14 protein-coding genes are annotated in these 14,385 nt (G+C 74.5%); 5 read left to right on the forward strand and 9 right to left on the reverse strand.

Annotated elements, in window-relative coordinates; all coding sequences use genetic code 11:
* The first annotated feature begins 10 nt into the window (after nucleotides 1–10).
* Nucleotides 11–514 carry a hypothetical protein gene (locus AB0C01_RS01070; protein ID WP_357245419.1) on the forward strand — a complete coding sequence of 168 codons (504 nt, stop codon included), beginning with the start codon at nucleotides 11–13 and terminating at the stop codon, nucleotides 512–514.
* On the opposite strand, the gene AB0C01_RS01075 is transcribed toward AB0C01_RS01070, so the two are convergent.
* Nucleotides 504–2,096: an MFS transporter gene (locus AB0C01_RS01075; protein WP_357569899.1), complete on the reverse strand. Its 1,593-nt coding sequence runs from the start codon at nucleotides 2,094–2,096 to the stop codon at nucleotides 504–506. The genes AB0C01_RS01070 and AB0C01_RS01075 overlap by 11 nt on opposite strands.
* 83 nt (nucleotides 2,097–2,179) lie before the next feature.
* On the opposite strand from AB0C01_RS01075, the gene AB0C01_RS01080 reads away from it, so the two are divergent.
* Together AB0C01_RS01080 and AB0C01_RS01085 are read left to right on the forward strand one after the other, a co-directional pair.
* Nucleotides 2,180–2,941 (forward strand): TetR/AcrR family transcriptional regulator, encoded by a 762-nt coding sequence (locus AB0C01_RS01080; RefSeq protein ID WP_357245423.1) that lies wholly within the window; start codon nucleotides 2,180–2,182, stop codon nucleotides 2,939–2,941.
* Between the two features lie 9 nt (nucleotides 2,942–2,950).
* Complete coding sequence (locus AB0C01_RS01085; protein ID WP_357569900.1) at nucleotides 2,951–3,985, forward strand: helix-turn-helix domain-containing protein; 1,035 nt, start codon at nucleotides 2,951–2,953, stop codon at nucleotides 3,983–3,985.
* Between the two features lie 154 nt (nucleotides 3,986–4,139).
* Here AB0C01_RS01085 and AB0C01_RS01090 read toward each other — a convergent pair whose 3' ends face one another.
* The 8 genes from AB0C01_RS01090 to AB0C01_RS01125 are packed head-to-tail and all read right to left on the reverse strand — an operon-like array spanning nucleotide 4,140 to nucleotide 12,603.
* Nucleotides 4,140–5,123 (reverse strand): DNA topoisomerase IB, encoded by a 984-nt coding sequence (locus AB0C01_RS01090; RefSeq protein WP_357569901.1) that lies wholly within the window; start codon nucleotides 5,121–5,123, stop codon nucleotides 4,140–4,142.
* Entirely contained in the window at nucleotides 5,107–6,060 is a 954-nt protein-coding gene (locus tag AB0C01_RS01095) for a glycosyltransferase family 9 protein (RefSeq protein WP_357569902.1), read from the reverse strand. The genes AB0C01_RS01090 and AB0C01_RS01095 overlap by 17 nt, the downstream gene beginning before the upstream one ends.
* Nucleotides 6,057–6,758 carry an SDR family oxidoreductase gene (locus AB0C01_RS01100; RefSeq protein ID WP_357245430.1) on the reverse strand — a complete coding sequence of 234 codons (702 nt, stop codon included), beginning with the start codon at nucleotides 6,756–6,758 and terminating at the stop codon, nucleotides 6,057–6,059. The genes AB0C01_RS01095 and AB0C01_RS01100 overlap by 4 nt, the downstream gene beginning before the upstream one ends.
* Nucleotides 6,755–8,179, reverse strand: coding sequence for a PfkB family carbohydrate kinase (locus AB0C01_RS01105; protein WP_357245432.1), 1,425 nt, complete (start codon nucleotides 8,177–8,179; stop codon nucleotides 6,755–6,757). Before AB0C01_RS01105 ends, AB0C01_RS01100 begins: the two co-directional genes overlap by 4 nt.
* A 17-nt stretch (nucleotides 8,180–8,196) precedes the next feature.
* A complete protein-coding gene (locus AB0C01_RS01110) occupies nucleotides 8,197–8,868 on the reverse strand; it encodes an SIS domain-containing protein (RefSeq protein WP_357246162.1) in 672 nt (223 codons plus the stop codon).
* Nucleotides 8,865–10,082 (reverse strand): glycosyltransferase, encoded by a 1,218-nt coding sequence (locus tag AB0C01_RS01115; RefSeq protein ID WP_357245434.1) that lies wholly within the window; start codon nucleotides 10,080–10,082, stop codon nucleotides 8,865–8,867. Before AB0C01_RS01115 ends, AB0C01_RS01110 begins: the two co-directional genes overlap by 4 nt.
* On the reverse strand, nucleotides 10,067–11,041 hold the full coding sequence (locus AB0C01_RS01120; RefSeq protein WP_357569903.1) for a glycosyltransferase: 975 nt from the start codon (nucleotides 11,039–11,041) through the stop codon (nucleotides 10,067–10,069). Before AB0C01_RS01120 ends, AB0C01_RS01115 begins: the two co-directional genes overlap by 16 nt.
* On the reverse strand, nucleotides 11,038–12,603 hold the full coding sequence (locus AB0C01_RS01125) for an HAD-IIIA family hydrolase (RefSeq protein WP_357569904.1): 1,566 nt from the start codon (nucleotides 12,601–12,603) through the stop codon (nucleotides 11,038–11,040). Before AB0C01_RS01125 ends, AB0C01_RS01120 begins: the two co-directional genes overlap by 4 nt.
* Before the next feature lie 301 nt (nucleotides 12,604–12,904).
* Between AB0C01_RS01125 and AB0C01_RS01130 the strand changes: the two genes are divergently transcribed.
* Complete coding sequence (locus AB0C01_RS01130; protein WP_357245440.1) at nucleotides 12,905–13,333, forward strand: SRPBCC family protein; 429 nt, start codon at nucleotides 12,905–12,907, stop codon at nucleotides 13,331–13,333.
* The gene (locus AB0C01_RS01135; protein WP_357245442.1) at nucleotides 13,330–14,331 is read left to right on the forward strand and encodes an SDR family oxidoreductase; all 1,002 of its coding nucleotides are present in this window, start codon (nucleotides 13,330–13,332) and stop codon (nucleotides 14,329–14,331) included. Before AB0C01_RS01130 ends, AB0C01_RS01135 begins: the two co-directional genes overlap by 4 nt.
* Nucleotides 14,332–14,385 lie beyond the last annotated feature (54 nt).

Raw genomic sequence — 14,385 nt, forward strand, 5'->3', positions numbered from 1 at the left:
GGGCGTGGCCGTGATCGAGCAGCCGGCGTACACCGGGTTCGGTTTCTCCGACGGCGAGTGGGGGCTGCTGGTCGGCCTTCCCCAGTCGGTGCTGACCGCGGCGAGCGCCGCCGAGTCCGACGGCACCCGCCGGACCATGGCGGAGAACGCGGCCGGACTGGAGACCATCGCCGCCGGCCGGGAGTCGGCCAGCCCGCTGGTCGCCGCCGTGGCCGGCGAGATCGTCACCCGGGTCGGTGACCCGGACACCGGTGAGGAATTGCCGGCCATCGCGCCCGCCGACCCGGGGGCGTACATCGACGACGTGCTGGTGCGGGCCGGCCAGGCCGCCGCTCTGCTGGCCGGCCGCGTCGACGAGGGTGAGGCCGGCGCGTACAAGCACTGGCTCGTGAAGATCGCCGAGCAGGTGGTGGGTGCCGCGTCCAGCGGTGGGCTGCTGGGCATCGGCGGCGAGTCGGTCAGCGACTCCGAGCGGCGTTTCCGCGACCGGCTCGCGCACGTGCTCACCGACTGACCGACGACAACGAGACATCGGCGGGACCGGCCGGCTCGGCGGCGAGCGCCGTGGGGTCGGCCGGTCGGACGCCGCGCAGCGTGGTCAGCGCGGCCGCCGCGCCCAGCAGCATCGCCACCATCGCGGCGATCGCGGCCAGGTGCATCCCGTCGGTGAACGCGACTCCGGCGGCGTGCCGCACCGCGTCGGCCAGGTCCGCCGGCAGTCCCTGGGCGACCGCGAGCGCACCGGCCAGGGTCTCCTCGGCCGCGACGCCGGCCTCGGCGGGCAGTCCGGCCGGCAGGCCGCCGACGATCTCGCGGTGGTAGACCGCCGCTCCCACGCTGCCGAGGATCGCCATGCCCAGCGCGCCGCCCAGTTCGCTGCTGGACTCGGTGAGCGCCGACGCGACACCCGCCTGCTCGGGCGGTGCCGCGCCGAGGACCACCTCGGTGACGAGTGACATGACCATCACCAGGCCGCCCGCGTAGATGCTCGCGCCGACCAGCAGCACCCACAGCGCCGAGTCCGGTGTGACCCGGGTCAGCACCACGAAGCCGAGCACGGCGATCGCGAACCCCGCGCCGATCAGGTAGGCGCGCTCGACGCGCTGGGCGAGCGCGGCGGCGGCCGGCGCGACCCCACCCACGGCGAGGGACGGCACCAGGCTCCACAGTGCCGCCCGCAGCGGGCTCAGGCCGAGCACCAGTTGGAGGTGCTGGGTGGTGAAGATGGCGAAGCCGACGATGGCGAACATCGCCAGCAGGTTGACCGCGAGCGATCCGGCGAAGCCGCGACGGCGGAACAACGCGAGATCGACCATCGGGTACGCCCGGGTCCGCTGCCGGTGCAGGAACAGCGCGCCCACCAGCAGGCCGCCGACGATGGCGAGCACCCGAACCGGGCTGACGCCTTCGCGGGCCATCTCCTTGATGCCGTAGATCACCGGCAGCAGGGCACCGAGCGACAGGGCCGCGCTGACCAGGTCGAACCGCCCGGTCGCGGGGTTGCGGAACTCGGGCACCAACGGCGGGGCGAGCAGGAGCAGCAGCAGCATCGCCGGGATGTTGATCAGGAAGATCGAGCCCCACCAGAAGTGCTCCAGCAGGATGCCGCTGAGCACCGGGCCGATCGCGATGCCGCCGGTGAGGGTGGCGGTCCAGATGCCGATGGCGGTGCCGCGCTGCTTGGCGTCGGGGAACATGTTGCGCACCAGGGCGAGCGTCGAGGGCATCAGGGTGGCCCCACCGACGCCGAGCACGGCGCGCGCGGCGATCAGCGTCGCGGTGCTGTCGGCGTACGCGGCCAGCAGCGACGCCGCTCCGAACGCGGTGGCCCCGATGAGCAGGAGCCGGCGTCGGCCGATCCGGTCACCGAGGGCGCCCATGGTGATGAGCAGCCCGGCCAGCACGAAGCCGTAGATGTCGAAGATCCAGAGCTGCTGGGTGGCGGTCGGACGCAACTCCGCGCTGATGAACGGGACGGCGAAGTAGAGCACCGACACGTCCATCGAGACCAGCAGCAGCGGCAACATCAACACCGTGAGCCCGATCCACTCGCGTCGGCCCGCCCGTGGTGCAGGTGTGGTCGTCGTCGTCGTCATGATCAATTTCCTCTCTGCGTATGACGTACGCTGTTATGCGTAGACCATACGCAGAACTAGGATGGCCGGGCAAGGAGGAAAATGTGGCGGCGACGACAGACGACAACGAGCCGGTGCTCCCACCGGCTATCGAGAACGCGTGGGGGCTGCGGGACCGCCCACCCAAGGGCCCGCGGCCGGGCATGAGCGTGCCCGCCATCGTGGACGCCGCCGTCCGGGTGGCCGACGCCGACGGGCTGGCCGCCGTCTCGATGAGCCGGGTGGCCAAGGAACTGGGCGCCGCCACCATGGCCCTCTACCGCTACGTCGGCTCGAAGGACGAGCTGCTGATGCTCATGGTGGACGTCGGGTACGGCCCGTCGCCCGGCCCACCCCCACCGGGCACCGACTGGCGCGCCGGGCTGACCCGCTGGGCCTGGGCCGAACACGACGCCCTGCGGCAACGGTCCTGGCTGCTGCACGTGCCCATCACCGGCCCGCCGATCACCCCCCAGCAGCTCGGCTGGATGGAGGACGGGCTGCGCTGCCTGGACGGCTCCACGCTCGCCGAGAGCGAGAAGATGTCGGTGCTCCTGTTGCTCACCGGGTACGTCCGCAACGAGGCCACCCTCACCTCGCAGGTCGCCGAGGGCAGCCGGGCCACAGGCGTCGAACCGAGCGAGATGATGCCGGCGTACGGCCGACTGGTGGCCCGGCTCATCGACCCGGCCCGCTTCCCGGCCCTGCACCGCGTGCTGGCCGCCGGCGTGCTCAACCAGGACGACGATCCCGACGACGAGTTCACCTTCGGCCTGGACCGGATCCTCGACGGCGTCGAGGCGCTGATCCAGCGTCGAGCGGGCTGAGGGATTGCGATGCTACCGAGAGACACCATCGACACCACCGTCCTGCCACCGGGCGAACGGTTCGGCATGTGGCTGGACCTGGTGGCGCGCACCTCGGCACCGCTGCGCATCCGGTCCGCGCACAGCGGCGACTTCGCCGCTCGCGCCGACTTCACCGCGCTCGGCCCGATCGAGCTGGTGCAGTACGAGTACCCGTCCCTGGACGCCACCCGGACCCGGAAGCTGGTCCAGCGGTCCGACCCGGAGCTGTACATCCTCGCCCTCACCACCGGGGGCGTCGGCGCGTCCAGCCAGGACGGGCGCCGCAGCGAGATCCTGGCCGGCGAGTTCACCTTCTACGACGGGTCGCGGCCGCACGACGTCTGTCACCACGCCACCGAGCCGGAGCAGGACCAGGCCACTTCGATCATCACGCTGATCCCGCACGCCGCGCTGCCGCTGCCACCGCAGCGGATGGCCGCCCTCTACGGCGGCCGGATGTCCGGCAGTGAGGGCATCGGGGCGCTGCTGGCGCAGTTCCTGCTCCAGGTGACCGGGCACCCCGAGCAGTACCACGCGGCCGACGCCAGCCGGCTCGGCGCGGTGGGGCTCGACCTGGCCACCACGATGCTCGGCCGGCACCTCGTCACCGAGGACGCCGTGCCCACCGAGGTCCGCCGTCGGGCGCTGCTCACCCAGGTGCAGTCGTACATCCACCGCCACCTCGGCGACGCGACGCTCGGCCCACAGGTCGTCGCCGACGCCCACCACATCTCGGTGCGGTCCCTGCACCGGTTGTTCGAGGCCGAGGACGCCACGGTGGCGTCGTACATCCGGGATCTGCGGCTGGCCCGCTGTCGGCGCGACCTGACCGACCCGGCCCTGCGCGGCCTGCCCGTGCAGGCCGTCGCGGCGCGGTGGGGGTTTCCCGACAAGGCCCACTTCAGCCGGGCGTTCCGCGCCGCGTACGGCACCACCCCGCAGGAACACCGCGACGGTGGCTCGGATTTGGCGCGGATTCTCAACCGCCAGGCATCCATGGTCAACTCGCTGCCGGCAGACTGACACCAGGGCGGCCGGCCATCGCCAGGTGGGCCGCCAACGGGGGCCGTGGCGAGGCGCCCGCCGCGCGAGCGGCGGGCGGCCGCCCGGTGGCACCCGGTGATGCCGAGGCTCCGGCCCCGTCGTGCGCATCCCCCAGAATCGCCGACGGGGCCGGTCAGGCTTTCTCCAGCAACTCCAGGACCACCCGCTCGGCCTCCGCACGGGGTGCCCGCGGGTCCACCGACGCCACCACCCCGTCGTGGTACAGGTCGACCACCCGCGGGTCCACATACGACGCGCGAGCCACCGTCGCGGTGTTGCCCAGCAGCTCGGCCACCTCCCGCATCACGGCGACCACCGCCCTGCGCCGGGCCGTCACCGAGCGGGCCGGGCCGGCGGTGGCCAACTCGGTGGCGGCGAGCACGGTGGCGTGCCAGGTGCGGAAGTCCTTGGCGGTCATCTCCCCGCCGCTGGCGTCCCGCAGGTAGCCGTTGACCTCGTCGCTGCGCACGTCGCGCCACTCCCGGCCGTCCCAGTAGCCGAACAACCGATCCGCCCGTCGCCGGCGGCGGCGCAGATTGGCCAACACCTGACACAGCTCCGGGTCCTCGATCCGGCGTACCTGCTCGATGCCACCCTTCGCGGGAAACACCAGGACCACGCAGCCGCGCCGGGTCCGGGCGTGCTCGGGGCGCAGCGTGGACACCCCGTACGTCGGGTCGTCGCCGGCCGCGTACTGGTCGCTGCCGACCCGGAACATGCCCATGTCCAACAGTCGGGCGACAGTGGCCAGCACCCGGTCCCGGCCCAGCCCACGGCCGTCCAGGTCACGGCCCACCCGCTCCCGCAACACCGGCAGGCGCCGGGCCACCTCCAGCATCCGGTCGAACTTCGCCTCGTCCTGCTGCTCCCGCCACTGCGGGTGGTAGACGTACTGCTTGCGCCCGGCCGCGTCGATCCCGATCGCCTGGATGTGGCCGTTCGCGTGCGGCGCGATCCAGACGCTCTGCCAGGCCGGGGGGATGACCAGCTCCCGCAGCCGGGCCAGCACCTCCGGATCCCGGACCGGATCACCGGTCGGGTCCACGAAGAGCCAGCCCCGACCGCGCCGACGCCGCCCGTACCCCGGTCGCCCCGGGTCGCTACGCCGCAACCGCACCGGAGACCCGCACCACCTTCGCCACCTCAGCCACGGCGGCCAGCACCTCGTCGAGGCGCAGGGCCGCCATCGTCGGGTGGCTTCCTACCCCGTCCCACCTCGGCCAATCTCTCGCGCCGGCCCAGAGCACCCGGTGCCGGGGTCGGTCCACCGGCGGCCCCCAGTGCGCCGGCGGCACCGGCCCGAAGAGGACGACCGACGGGGTGCCGAACCCGGTGGCCAGGTGGGCCACCCCGGTGTCCCCGCTGACCACCACCCGGGCGTTGGCCACCAACGCGGCGAGCGCGCCGAGGTCGGTCCGCCCGGCCAGCACGGCGTCGGACGACAGGCCGGCCGCGTCGGCCACCTGTGCGACCAGCGCCCGCTCGTCGGCCGAGCCGGTGAGCAGGACCCGGTGCCCCTGGTCGGTGAGCGCCCGGGCCAGCGCGGCGAACCGCTCGGCGGGCCACCGTTTGGCGGGGACCTTGCTGCCGGGATGCAGCACCGTGACACCGGTGGGCAACCCGGTCGCCCCGGGCCGACGCAGACCGAGGTCGGTGCCGTCGGCCGGAATGTCGTACCAGGACAGCAGCCGGCACCACCTGTCCACCTCGTGCTCGTCGACGGACCACGGCGGGCCGTCGCCGCAGCCGGCCTCGGCGTTGGCGAAGGCCAGCAGCCGATCCGGCCGGGTGGCCGCCAGCAACCGGTGCGACCCCGGACCCCGGCCGTGCAGGTTCACCGCGACCGACACCGCCGCGCCGGTCCGCAGGGGCCGCCCCAGCCCGGTGGTGTCCACCAGCCGGTCGACGCCGCCGACCAGGTCGACGAGCGGGGACAGCCAGGCGGGCGCGGCGAGCGCCAACTCCGGACCGGGGTACGCGGCCCGCAGCGCCCGCAGCGCGGGCACCGCGGTGAGCAGGTCGCCGACGCCCAGCGCGCGCAGCACGAGGATCACGGGTACGAGGTCTCCTGCTCGGCGCAGACCACGAGCTCCCGCACGGCGCAGCCGGGCGGCTGGTTGAGCGCGAACATGATCGCCGCGGCCGTGTCGGCGGGGTCGTTGAGGATCGCGTCCGGCCCCGGCTTGTACTGCGGGTCGCGCTCGTCGAAGAACGACGTGCGCATCCCGCCCGGAATGAGCAGCGTGACGCCGACCTGACCGGCCAGCTCGGCGGCGAGGGCGCGGGTGAACCCCACCACTCCGAACTTCGCCGCGCAGTACGCGGTGGCGTCGCTGACCGCCTTGACGCCCAGCGTGGAGGCGACCGTGACGATGCGGCCCCGCGACGTCAGCAGGAACGGCAGGGCGGCCCGGATCACCGCCGCGGTGGCGAGCAGGTCCACGGCGATGATCCGGTCCCAGGTCTCCCCCGGCACGTCGGCGAGCCGACCGGGCACGTCCGTGCCGGCGGCCGTGACCACCGCGTCCAGGCCGCCGGCCTGCTCGGCGAGGTGTTGGGTGGCCACCTCGGCAGCCCGGGTGTCGGCCAGGTCGCACTCCGTCCAGGACACCCCGTCGGCCGGCGGTTGCCGGTCCAGCACGATGGGCCGGCCACCGGAGGCGGCCACCGCGGCGACCACCGCCGCGCCGAGCCCGCTCGCGCCGCCGGTGACCAGGACTGTCGGTCCGGCGCCGGGCCGCGTGGCGGTCATCGGGTGCGCTCCCCGCCGGAGCGAACGATCAGGTCGGTGGTGGAGCGGCCGTCGAGGTAGGGCACCACCACCGTGTTCCCACCCCATCGGCGCAAAACCTCCGCCTCCGGCAGGGTGGCGGCGGCGTCGCCGCCGCCGGTGGCGTAGTCGCCACCCTTGACCCAGATGTCCGGTCGGACCCAGGACAGCGCCGCGTCCGGGGTCGGCTCGTCGAAGATGAGGACCGCGTCGACGCAGCTCAGCGCGGCCAGCAGCCGACTGCGGTCACCCTCGGACATCACCGGCCGGTCCGGTCCCTTCAACCCGGCCACGCTGTCGTCCGAGTTCACGCACACGATCAGGCAGTCACCGAGTTGCCGGGCCGCCTGCAGGGTGGCCACGTGCCCGGCGTGCAGCAGGTCGAAGCAACCGCCGGTGGCCACCACCGTGCCGCCCGCGGCGCGTACCTCACCGAGCAGCGTGGCGACCGCCGCGACGCCCACCCGGTCGCCGCCCGGACCGGCGACGCTCGTCGGCGTGGGACGCACCGGCGGTGGCAGGGCCGCCGCCACTCCCCCACCGGCCACGTACGCGGACGCCTCCGCGACCGCCGCCTGCACCGCCTCGGAGACCAGCGCGCCCTGGGCCAACGCGAGGCTGGCGGCGGCCGCGAACCGGTCGCCCGCCCCGCACGTGTCCCCCTCGGCGCTGCCCGGGGTCGGCACCACCAACGGTGTCGACCCGGCATGGCAGAGCAGCGCGCCGTCCCCACCCAGCGTCACCGCGACCGCACCGGCCCGCCAGCGTCGCCGCAGGCCCTGCGCGCCCCGCGACGCGGTGGCCAGCCGGGAGGCGCCGGGCAGCGCGGGGACCAGCTCGCGCACCTCCGACTCGTTCGGGGTGGCCAGATGGACGCCGGGGACAGCCGCCGGACCGCGCGGGTGCGGGTCCCACACCACCGGCGCGCGGGTGGCGGACAACGCGGCACGCAGCGCCGGCTGCCGGGCCACCCCCCGGCCGTAGTCGCTGACCAGCACCGCCGACGCTCCGGCGATCACCCGAAGCACCTCGTCGGAGGGCTGCCCCGGCTCCCCGGACGCCCCGCCCCGGTCGTGGCGCAGCAGCACCCGACCCCGAGCCCGCAGCCGGATCTTCTCCGGCGTCGCACCGGACAGGGCCAGCGGGTACACCTGCACGCCGGCGGCGGCGAGCAGCGCGCTCAGTCGGGCGCCGCCGGCGTCGTCGGCGAGCGCGGTCACCAGCACCACCTCGGCACCCTGCGCGGCGGCGAACACCGCCGCCAGACCGGCGCCACCGGGTCGGTCGCTGGCGGCGGTCTCGTCCAGGACCGGCACCGGGGAGTCCGGGCAGAGCCGGTTCACCACCCCCTCCACGTCCCGGTCGAGCAGGGTGTCGCCGAGCACCACCACCGGTCCCCTCACGCCTACCTCCCCATCCCTCACGCGTCGACCTGCTGTCCGGATTCACCGTCGAGCACCACTTCGACCCCGGCCCGCACCGGCGCCGGCACGTCGTGGCCGAGCGCCGGGTCGGTGGTCGCGGCCAACTCCTGTTCGAGGTACTCGCAGAGCAGATGACTGGTCACGAGGTGCAACTCCTGCACGACCTGGGTGTCCGGCGACGCGACGGCCAGCACCTCGTCGCACGCGTCGGCGAGGGGATTCGGGGTGGCGCCGGTGAGGGCCCACGTGGTCAGGCCGGCGTCGCGGGCGGCCTGGGCGGCGCTGACCAGATTGGGGCTGCTGCCGCTGGTGCTGAGCAGCAGCAGGACGTCGCCGCGGCGGCCGTGCGCGCGCACCTGACGGGCGTACACGTCGGTGTAGCCGTAGTCGTTGGCGATGGCGGTGAGCGCGCTCGTCTCGGCGTGCAGCGCGATCGCCGACAGCGGCTGGCGGTCGTCGTGCAGCTTGCCGACCAGCTCGGCCGTGAGGTGCTGGGCCTCGGCGGCGCTGCCACCGTTACCGGCCACCAGCAGGCGTCCCCCGGCGGCCAGCCGGTGGGCCAGGTCCGCGCCCCAGCGGGCCAGCTGCGACTCACAGCGCCGGTACGGCACCAGCGCCGCGGCGAGGTTCGTCAGGTGGGTGTCGAGCAGGCTGCCGGCCGGCATCAGGCCACCACCCGGGCCGGTCGACGGACGGCGGAAACCTCGCTGTAGACCTCGACCAGCCGCTCGGCGGTGACCGCCCACGAGTACCGCGTGCGGGCCCGCTCGCGGGCCGCCGTGGCGTACGCGAAGCGCCTGATCCGGTCGTCGAGCAGGCCCTGGATCGCGCCGGCCAGCGCCTGCGGGTCCCGGGCCGGCACGAGGTCGCCCGTCGTCCCGTCGACCACGGTGTCCCGGATGCCGCCGACGGCGGTGCCGACGACCGGCACCCCACAGGCCATCGCCTCCAGCGGGGTCAACCCGAACGGCTCGTACCAGGGTGCGGCGACCAGCAGGTCCGCCGAGCGGTACCAGCGGCCCATCTCCTCGCGGGGTACCGCGCCGACCAGGTGCACCCGGTCGGCCACCCCGCAGGTCTCGGCCAGGGCCCGCAGCCGCCGGGCGTACGGGTCGGTCTCCAGCAGCCCCTCGGGCGGGCCGCCGACCACCACGCACTCGGCGTCACCGACCAGGGCCATCGCGCGGATCACGGTCTGGAAGCCCTTGCGTTCGACGAGCCGGCCCACGGTGAGGATCCGGGCCCGTCCCGGCTCCCGGTCGGCGGCCGGCCCGAGCGGGGCGAACGTGGCGAGGTTGACTCCCGAGGGCACCACTGTCATCCGGGAGCGGGGCACGCCCATCCGGACCAGTTCGCCGACCTCGTCGCGGCACTGCGCGACGATCCGGTCCACCGAGCTGCCCAACTCGCGCTCGTAGGAGACCCGTCGGGCCGGGCTGGTGTCCTGCACGCCCTGGTAGCGGCGCTTCACGGTGCCCAGCGCGTGGTACGTCTGCACCACCGGCACCCCGGTCTGCCGGCCTGCGGTCAGCGCCGCCAGACCACTCATCCAGAAGTGCGCGTGGATCACCTCGGGCACCCAGTCCCCGCCCCGCCAGCGTTCGATCAGCCAACTACTGAAGTCGCGCATGTGCGGCAGCAACGCGTCCTTGGCCACCGGCTCGGCCGGGCCGGCCGGCACGTGCACCACGTCGTACCCGTCCGGGCTGCGTACGGTCACCGGCAGGTCGGGCGCGTCCCGGCGGGTGTAGACCCGCACCTCGTGCCCGGCGGCGGCGAGCGCGGCGGACAGCTCCGCGACGTGCGTGTTCTGGCCGCCGGCGTCCTCCCCTCCGAGGACGGCGAGCGGGCTGGCGTGCTCCGAGATCATCGCGATCCGCATACTTCCTCCTCCAGCAGCCGGTCCCAGTCAGCGAGGAAACGGTCGAGGCCGTACCTGTCCCGCGCGGCGGCACGCGCCGCCGCGCCGGCCTGGCGCGCGGTCGCCGGTTCGGCGATGAACCGGCGGGCGGCGTCGAGCAGGACGTCGGTCCGGGTGGCGAGGGCGCCCGCCTCCGGGGGCACCGCCGTCACCGCCTCGGTGGTGGCGAGCGCGACGACCGGCATGCCGATCGCCATCGCCTCGATGAGGCTGAGCCCGAGCGAGGTCCACCGGCACAGGTGCAGGTACGCGCGCCGCCGGGCCAGCTCGGCGTGCATCCGGTCCTGGGGCACGTCGTCGTGGCTGACGAGCCGGTCGGCGGGCAGCCCGAGGTGGTCGGCCAGACCGGCGACGCCCATCCCGAACACGTCCAGCGGCGCGATCTCGGCGAACCGGGGCAGCAGGTCGGTGCCGGTGACCCGACCCCGCCGAACCGGCTCGTTGATCACCACGGCGAGCCGGTCGAGTTCGCCGGTGTAGGAGACGGCGGGTGCGACGATGCCGTGGTCGACCACCGTGGTGCGGGTGGCCCCGGTGTCCCAGAAGATCTGGTTGAACCCGGTGACGTGGGCGATGAGCAGGTCGTCGCGGTCGGCCATCGGGTGCCGGGTGTTCGGCACGTCGCCCTTCGGTGTGTTGTGTTCGACGTAGACGGCCGGGATGTCGCGACCCGGGCGGCGACGCAGCCACGCCTCGGCCCGGTCGATCTCCTCGGGACGTTGCAGGATGACCAGGTCGACGTCGGCGCCCGGCAGGTCCTCCGGGAAGACCTCGACCGCGCTGTCCGGCCAGGGGTAGGTGCGGGCCCGGCCGAGGCCGTAGGGGCCGCGGTCGGGTGTGGTGGGGATCAGGTAGCGGTGGCTGCCGTGCACGAACGACGTGGTCCAGGATCCGTGCACGTGCCAGAGCAGGATGTTCATCGCGGGCCACCACCACCGCTGACGGTGAGCGTGCGCAGCGCGTCGACCACCTCGTCCGGGTCGATGCCGCTCAGGCAGGGGTGCCCGGGGACCGGGCAGTTGGTCGCGCGGGTGTCCCGACAGGGTGCGGCGGCGTCACCGAGCCGGACGGTGGGCACCCGGTAGGGCCCCCACTGGCCGAACGGGACGGTCGGCGCGAAGAGGCTCACCACGGGCACGCCGGCCGCGGCGGCCAGGTGTGCGGGACCCGTGTTGCCGACCACGACCGCGCTGGCGTCCGCCATGATCCCCGCCAGTCCGGCCAGGTCGGTTCGACCACCCAGGTCGGTGCCGCCGGCCGCCGCCACCCGGGCGGTGACCGCGCGCTCGTCCGGGCCGCCGGTGACCAGCACCCGGTGCCCGGCGGCGGTGAGCGCCCCGGCGATCCGGGTCGCCACCTCCGGCGGGCAGGCCCGGGTCGACGCGGCCGACCCGGGGTGCAGCACCACGTACCCCGGGTCGCCGAGAGCGGCCGGGCGCGGCGGCACGGCGTCGCGGCGCAGCCGGAGCACGGGCTCGTCGTTGTCGGGCAACCGGTGGCCGGCGGCGGCGGCGAGGGAGAGGGCACGTTCGGGTTCGGGAACGCCCACCGGCACCCGGTGCCGGACGTCCAGCAGCGAACCCGGGTAGTCGTCGCTGATCGCCGCGATCCGGCCGACCCCCGCCATCCGCAGCAGCAACGCCAGCGGCAGCGCCGACTGGTGGAACGAGGTGAACACCACGGCCTGGTCCGCACCGACCGCGCCGAGGCGCGCGGTCAGGCTCCGCACCGCCTCCGGGTCGACCGGCCCCGGCATCGGGTCGATCCACGGCAGCGGGTGCTCGATGATCTCGTCGACGCCGGGCAGCAGATCGGCGGCGGCCCGGCCGCGTGGCCCACACAGCAGCACCACCCGCTGCGCTCCGGCCGCGACGGCGCGGATCGCCGGCCCGGTGACCAGCACGTCCCCCGCCGAATCCGAGCGGACCACCAACGCCGTCCGCACCTGGTCGCCCGACGAGGCCGCGGGACGCACCGCCTGTTGGCGGCGCAGGATCTCGTCCACCGCCGCCGGGAGATCGGTGGCCACCCAGCCGGCCGCGGCGATCTCCTCCGGTCGCGTCACCGGGGTGGGTACCAGCACTCCCGCCGCCCCCGCGGCCAACGCGGCGGCGACGTCCCGGCCGATGTCGCCCACCAGCACGCACCGCGACGCGGTCGTGCCCAGCTCCCGGGCGGCGGCGTACACCAGGCCGGGCGCCGGCTTGCGACAGTCACAGCCGTCGGCGTCGTCGTGCGGACACACCAGCCACGCGTCGAACCGGCCCAGCAGCTCCTCGACCCGGGCGTGCACGGCCCGCATCTGCTCCGCGCTGAAATATCCCCGGGCCAGGCCCGACTGGTTCGTCACGACCGCCAGGCGCAGCCCGGCCGCCCGCAACCGGTCCAGCGCCGCCCGCGCCCCCGGCACCGGCCGCACCTTCTCCGGGTCGCCGTTGTACGGCACGTCCTCGATCAGGGTGCCGTCGCGGTCCAGCAACACCGCGTCGTAGAGGACGGGTCGAGCGCTCCCGCCGGGAGTGCGCCCGGACCCGGCGGAACCGGCGCGGTCAGCAGCGGCGTAAACCGGGGCTGACCTGCGCTGATACGGATCCTCCTGGTCCTGTCGCACAGGCGGCGGGTTCCCTGCGCCCGAAGGAGTAAACGTCGTCGGTCAGGGGGTGGGCAGCGCCGCCAGCGGTGTCCCAGGTCGGCCTTACCCGCCGTCCGGGAGAAGCTAACCCGCCGGTCGTTAGCCCTCGCCCCACCGGGGGTATGGGAGCCCAGTGGCGATTGTGGAGAAAGTGATCGAAGCTCCCCCGCAGCAGGTGTTCGACGTGCTCGCCGACGGGTGGACGTACAGCGACTGGGTGGTGGGCACGGCACACGTGCGGGCCGTGGACGACGCCTGGCCCCGGGTGGGCAGCCAGCTGCACCACCGGGCCGGGCCGTGGCCGTTCTCCTTGCAGGACGCGTCGACGGTGCTGGTCTGCGAGCCCCCGCACCGGCTCGTGCTGAAGGCGGGCCTCTGGCCGGCCGGCGAGGCGATAGTCGCCTTCACGCTGCAACCCGTCGACGGGGGCGCCACCCGGGTCCGCCTCGGGGAGGACTTCGCCGCCGGACCGCTGCACTGGGTCCGCAACAAGGTCAACGACCTGGTGCTGCACCTGCGCAACCGGGAGACGCTGGACCGGCTCGCCGACATCGCCACCCGACAGAAGGGGCCGCGATGACACCGACGGTGGTGGTGACCGGAGCAAGCGCCGGCGTCGGTCGGGCCGTGGCCCACGCGTACGCGGCCCGGGGCGCCCGACTGGCGCTGCTGGCGCGGGGAGAGGCGGGCCTGGCCGCCGCCGAACGGGAGTGCCGACAGCGCGGCGCCACCGACGTCCGCGCCTACCGGGTGGACGTGGCCGACGCGGGCGCGGTGCAGCAGGCCGCTGACGACGTGGTGCACCGCTGGGGCGGCATCGACGTGTGGATCAACAACGCCATGGTGTCGGTGTTCGCGCCGGCCTGGGAGATCCCGGCGCGGGAGTTCCGCCGGGTCACCGAGGTGAACTACCTGGGCACGGTGCACGGCACCCTGGCGGCGCTGCGGCACATGCGGGCGCACGCGCGGGGCACGATCGTGCAGGTGGGCTCCGCGTTGGCCTACCGGGGGATCCCGTTGCAGTCGGCGTACTGCGCGAGCAAGCACGCCATCCAGGGATTCAACGACTCGCTGCGCGCCGAACTGCTGCACGACTGCCCGGGGGTGAAGCTGACGATGGTGCAGCTACCCGCCGTCAACACCCCGCAGTTCTCCTGGGTACGCACCCGGCTGCCGCGGCATCCGCAGCCGGTGCCGCCGATCTTCACCCCGGAGCTGGCCGCCAGGGCGATCGTGTGGGCCGCCGACCGTGGCACCCGGGAGCTGAACGTGGGCGGCCCGACGTGGCAGGCCCGGCTGGCCGACATCCTCTTTCCCGGTCTGCTCGACCGGAAGCTGGCCCGCGACGGCTACGACAGCCAGCAGACCGGCGACGAGATCGATCCACACACCTGGCGGGACAATCTGGACCACCCCGGCGACGAGGAGACGGATCGGGGCACGGCGGGCGTGTTCCGCGAGCGGGCCCGCAACCGGTCGGCGGCGCTGTGGGTCGGCACCCACAAACCGGTGGTGTCCGGTGTCGCGCTCGCCGCGGTGGCGCTCGGCCTCACCGCCGTGACCCGTCGCCGACGGTGACCGCCCCGCGGCGGCATCGACGCCGTCGCAGGCGCTGACTCGCTCGTCGCGGCC

The sequence above is a fragment of the Micromonospora sp. NPDC048905 genome, assembly GCF_040649655.1.
GTDB lineage: Bacteria > Actinomycetota > Actinomycetes > Mycobacteriales > Micromonosporaceae > Micromonospora.

Bases quoted from the DNA above. Each gene is read 5' to 3' on its own strand.
- AB0C01_RS01075 (WP_357569899.1), bottom strand. From the start codon at position 2,096: ATGACGACGACGACGACCACACCTGCACCACGGGCGGGCCGACGCGAG.
- AB0C01_RS01085 (WP_357569900.1), top strand. From the start codon at position 2,951: ATGCTACCGAGAGACACCATCGACACCACCGTCCTGCCACCGGGCGAA.
- AB0C01_RS01100 (WP_357245430.1), bottom strand. From the start codon at position 6,758: ATGACCGCCACGCGGCCCGGCGCCGGACCGACAGTCCTGGTCACCGGC.
- AB0C01_RS01115 (WP_357245434.1), bottom strand. From the start codon at position 10,082: ATGCGGATCGCGATGATCTCGGAGCACGCCAGCCCGCTCGCCGTCCTC.
- AB0C01_RS01120 (WP_357569903.1), bottom strand. From the start codon at position 11,041: ATGAACATCCTGCTCTGGCACGTGCACGGATCCTGGACCACGTCGTTC.
- AB0C01_RS01135 (WP_357245442.1), top strand. From the start codon at position 13,330: ATGACACCGACGGTGGTGGTGACCGGAGCAAGCGCCGGCGTCGGTCGG.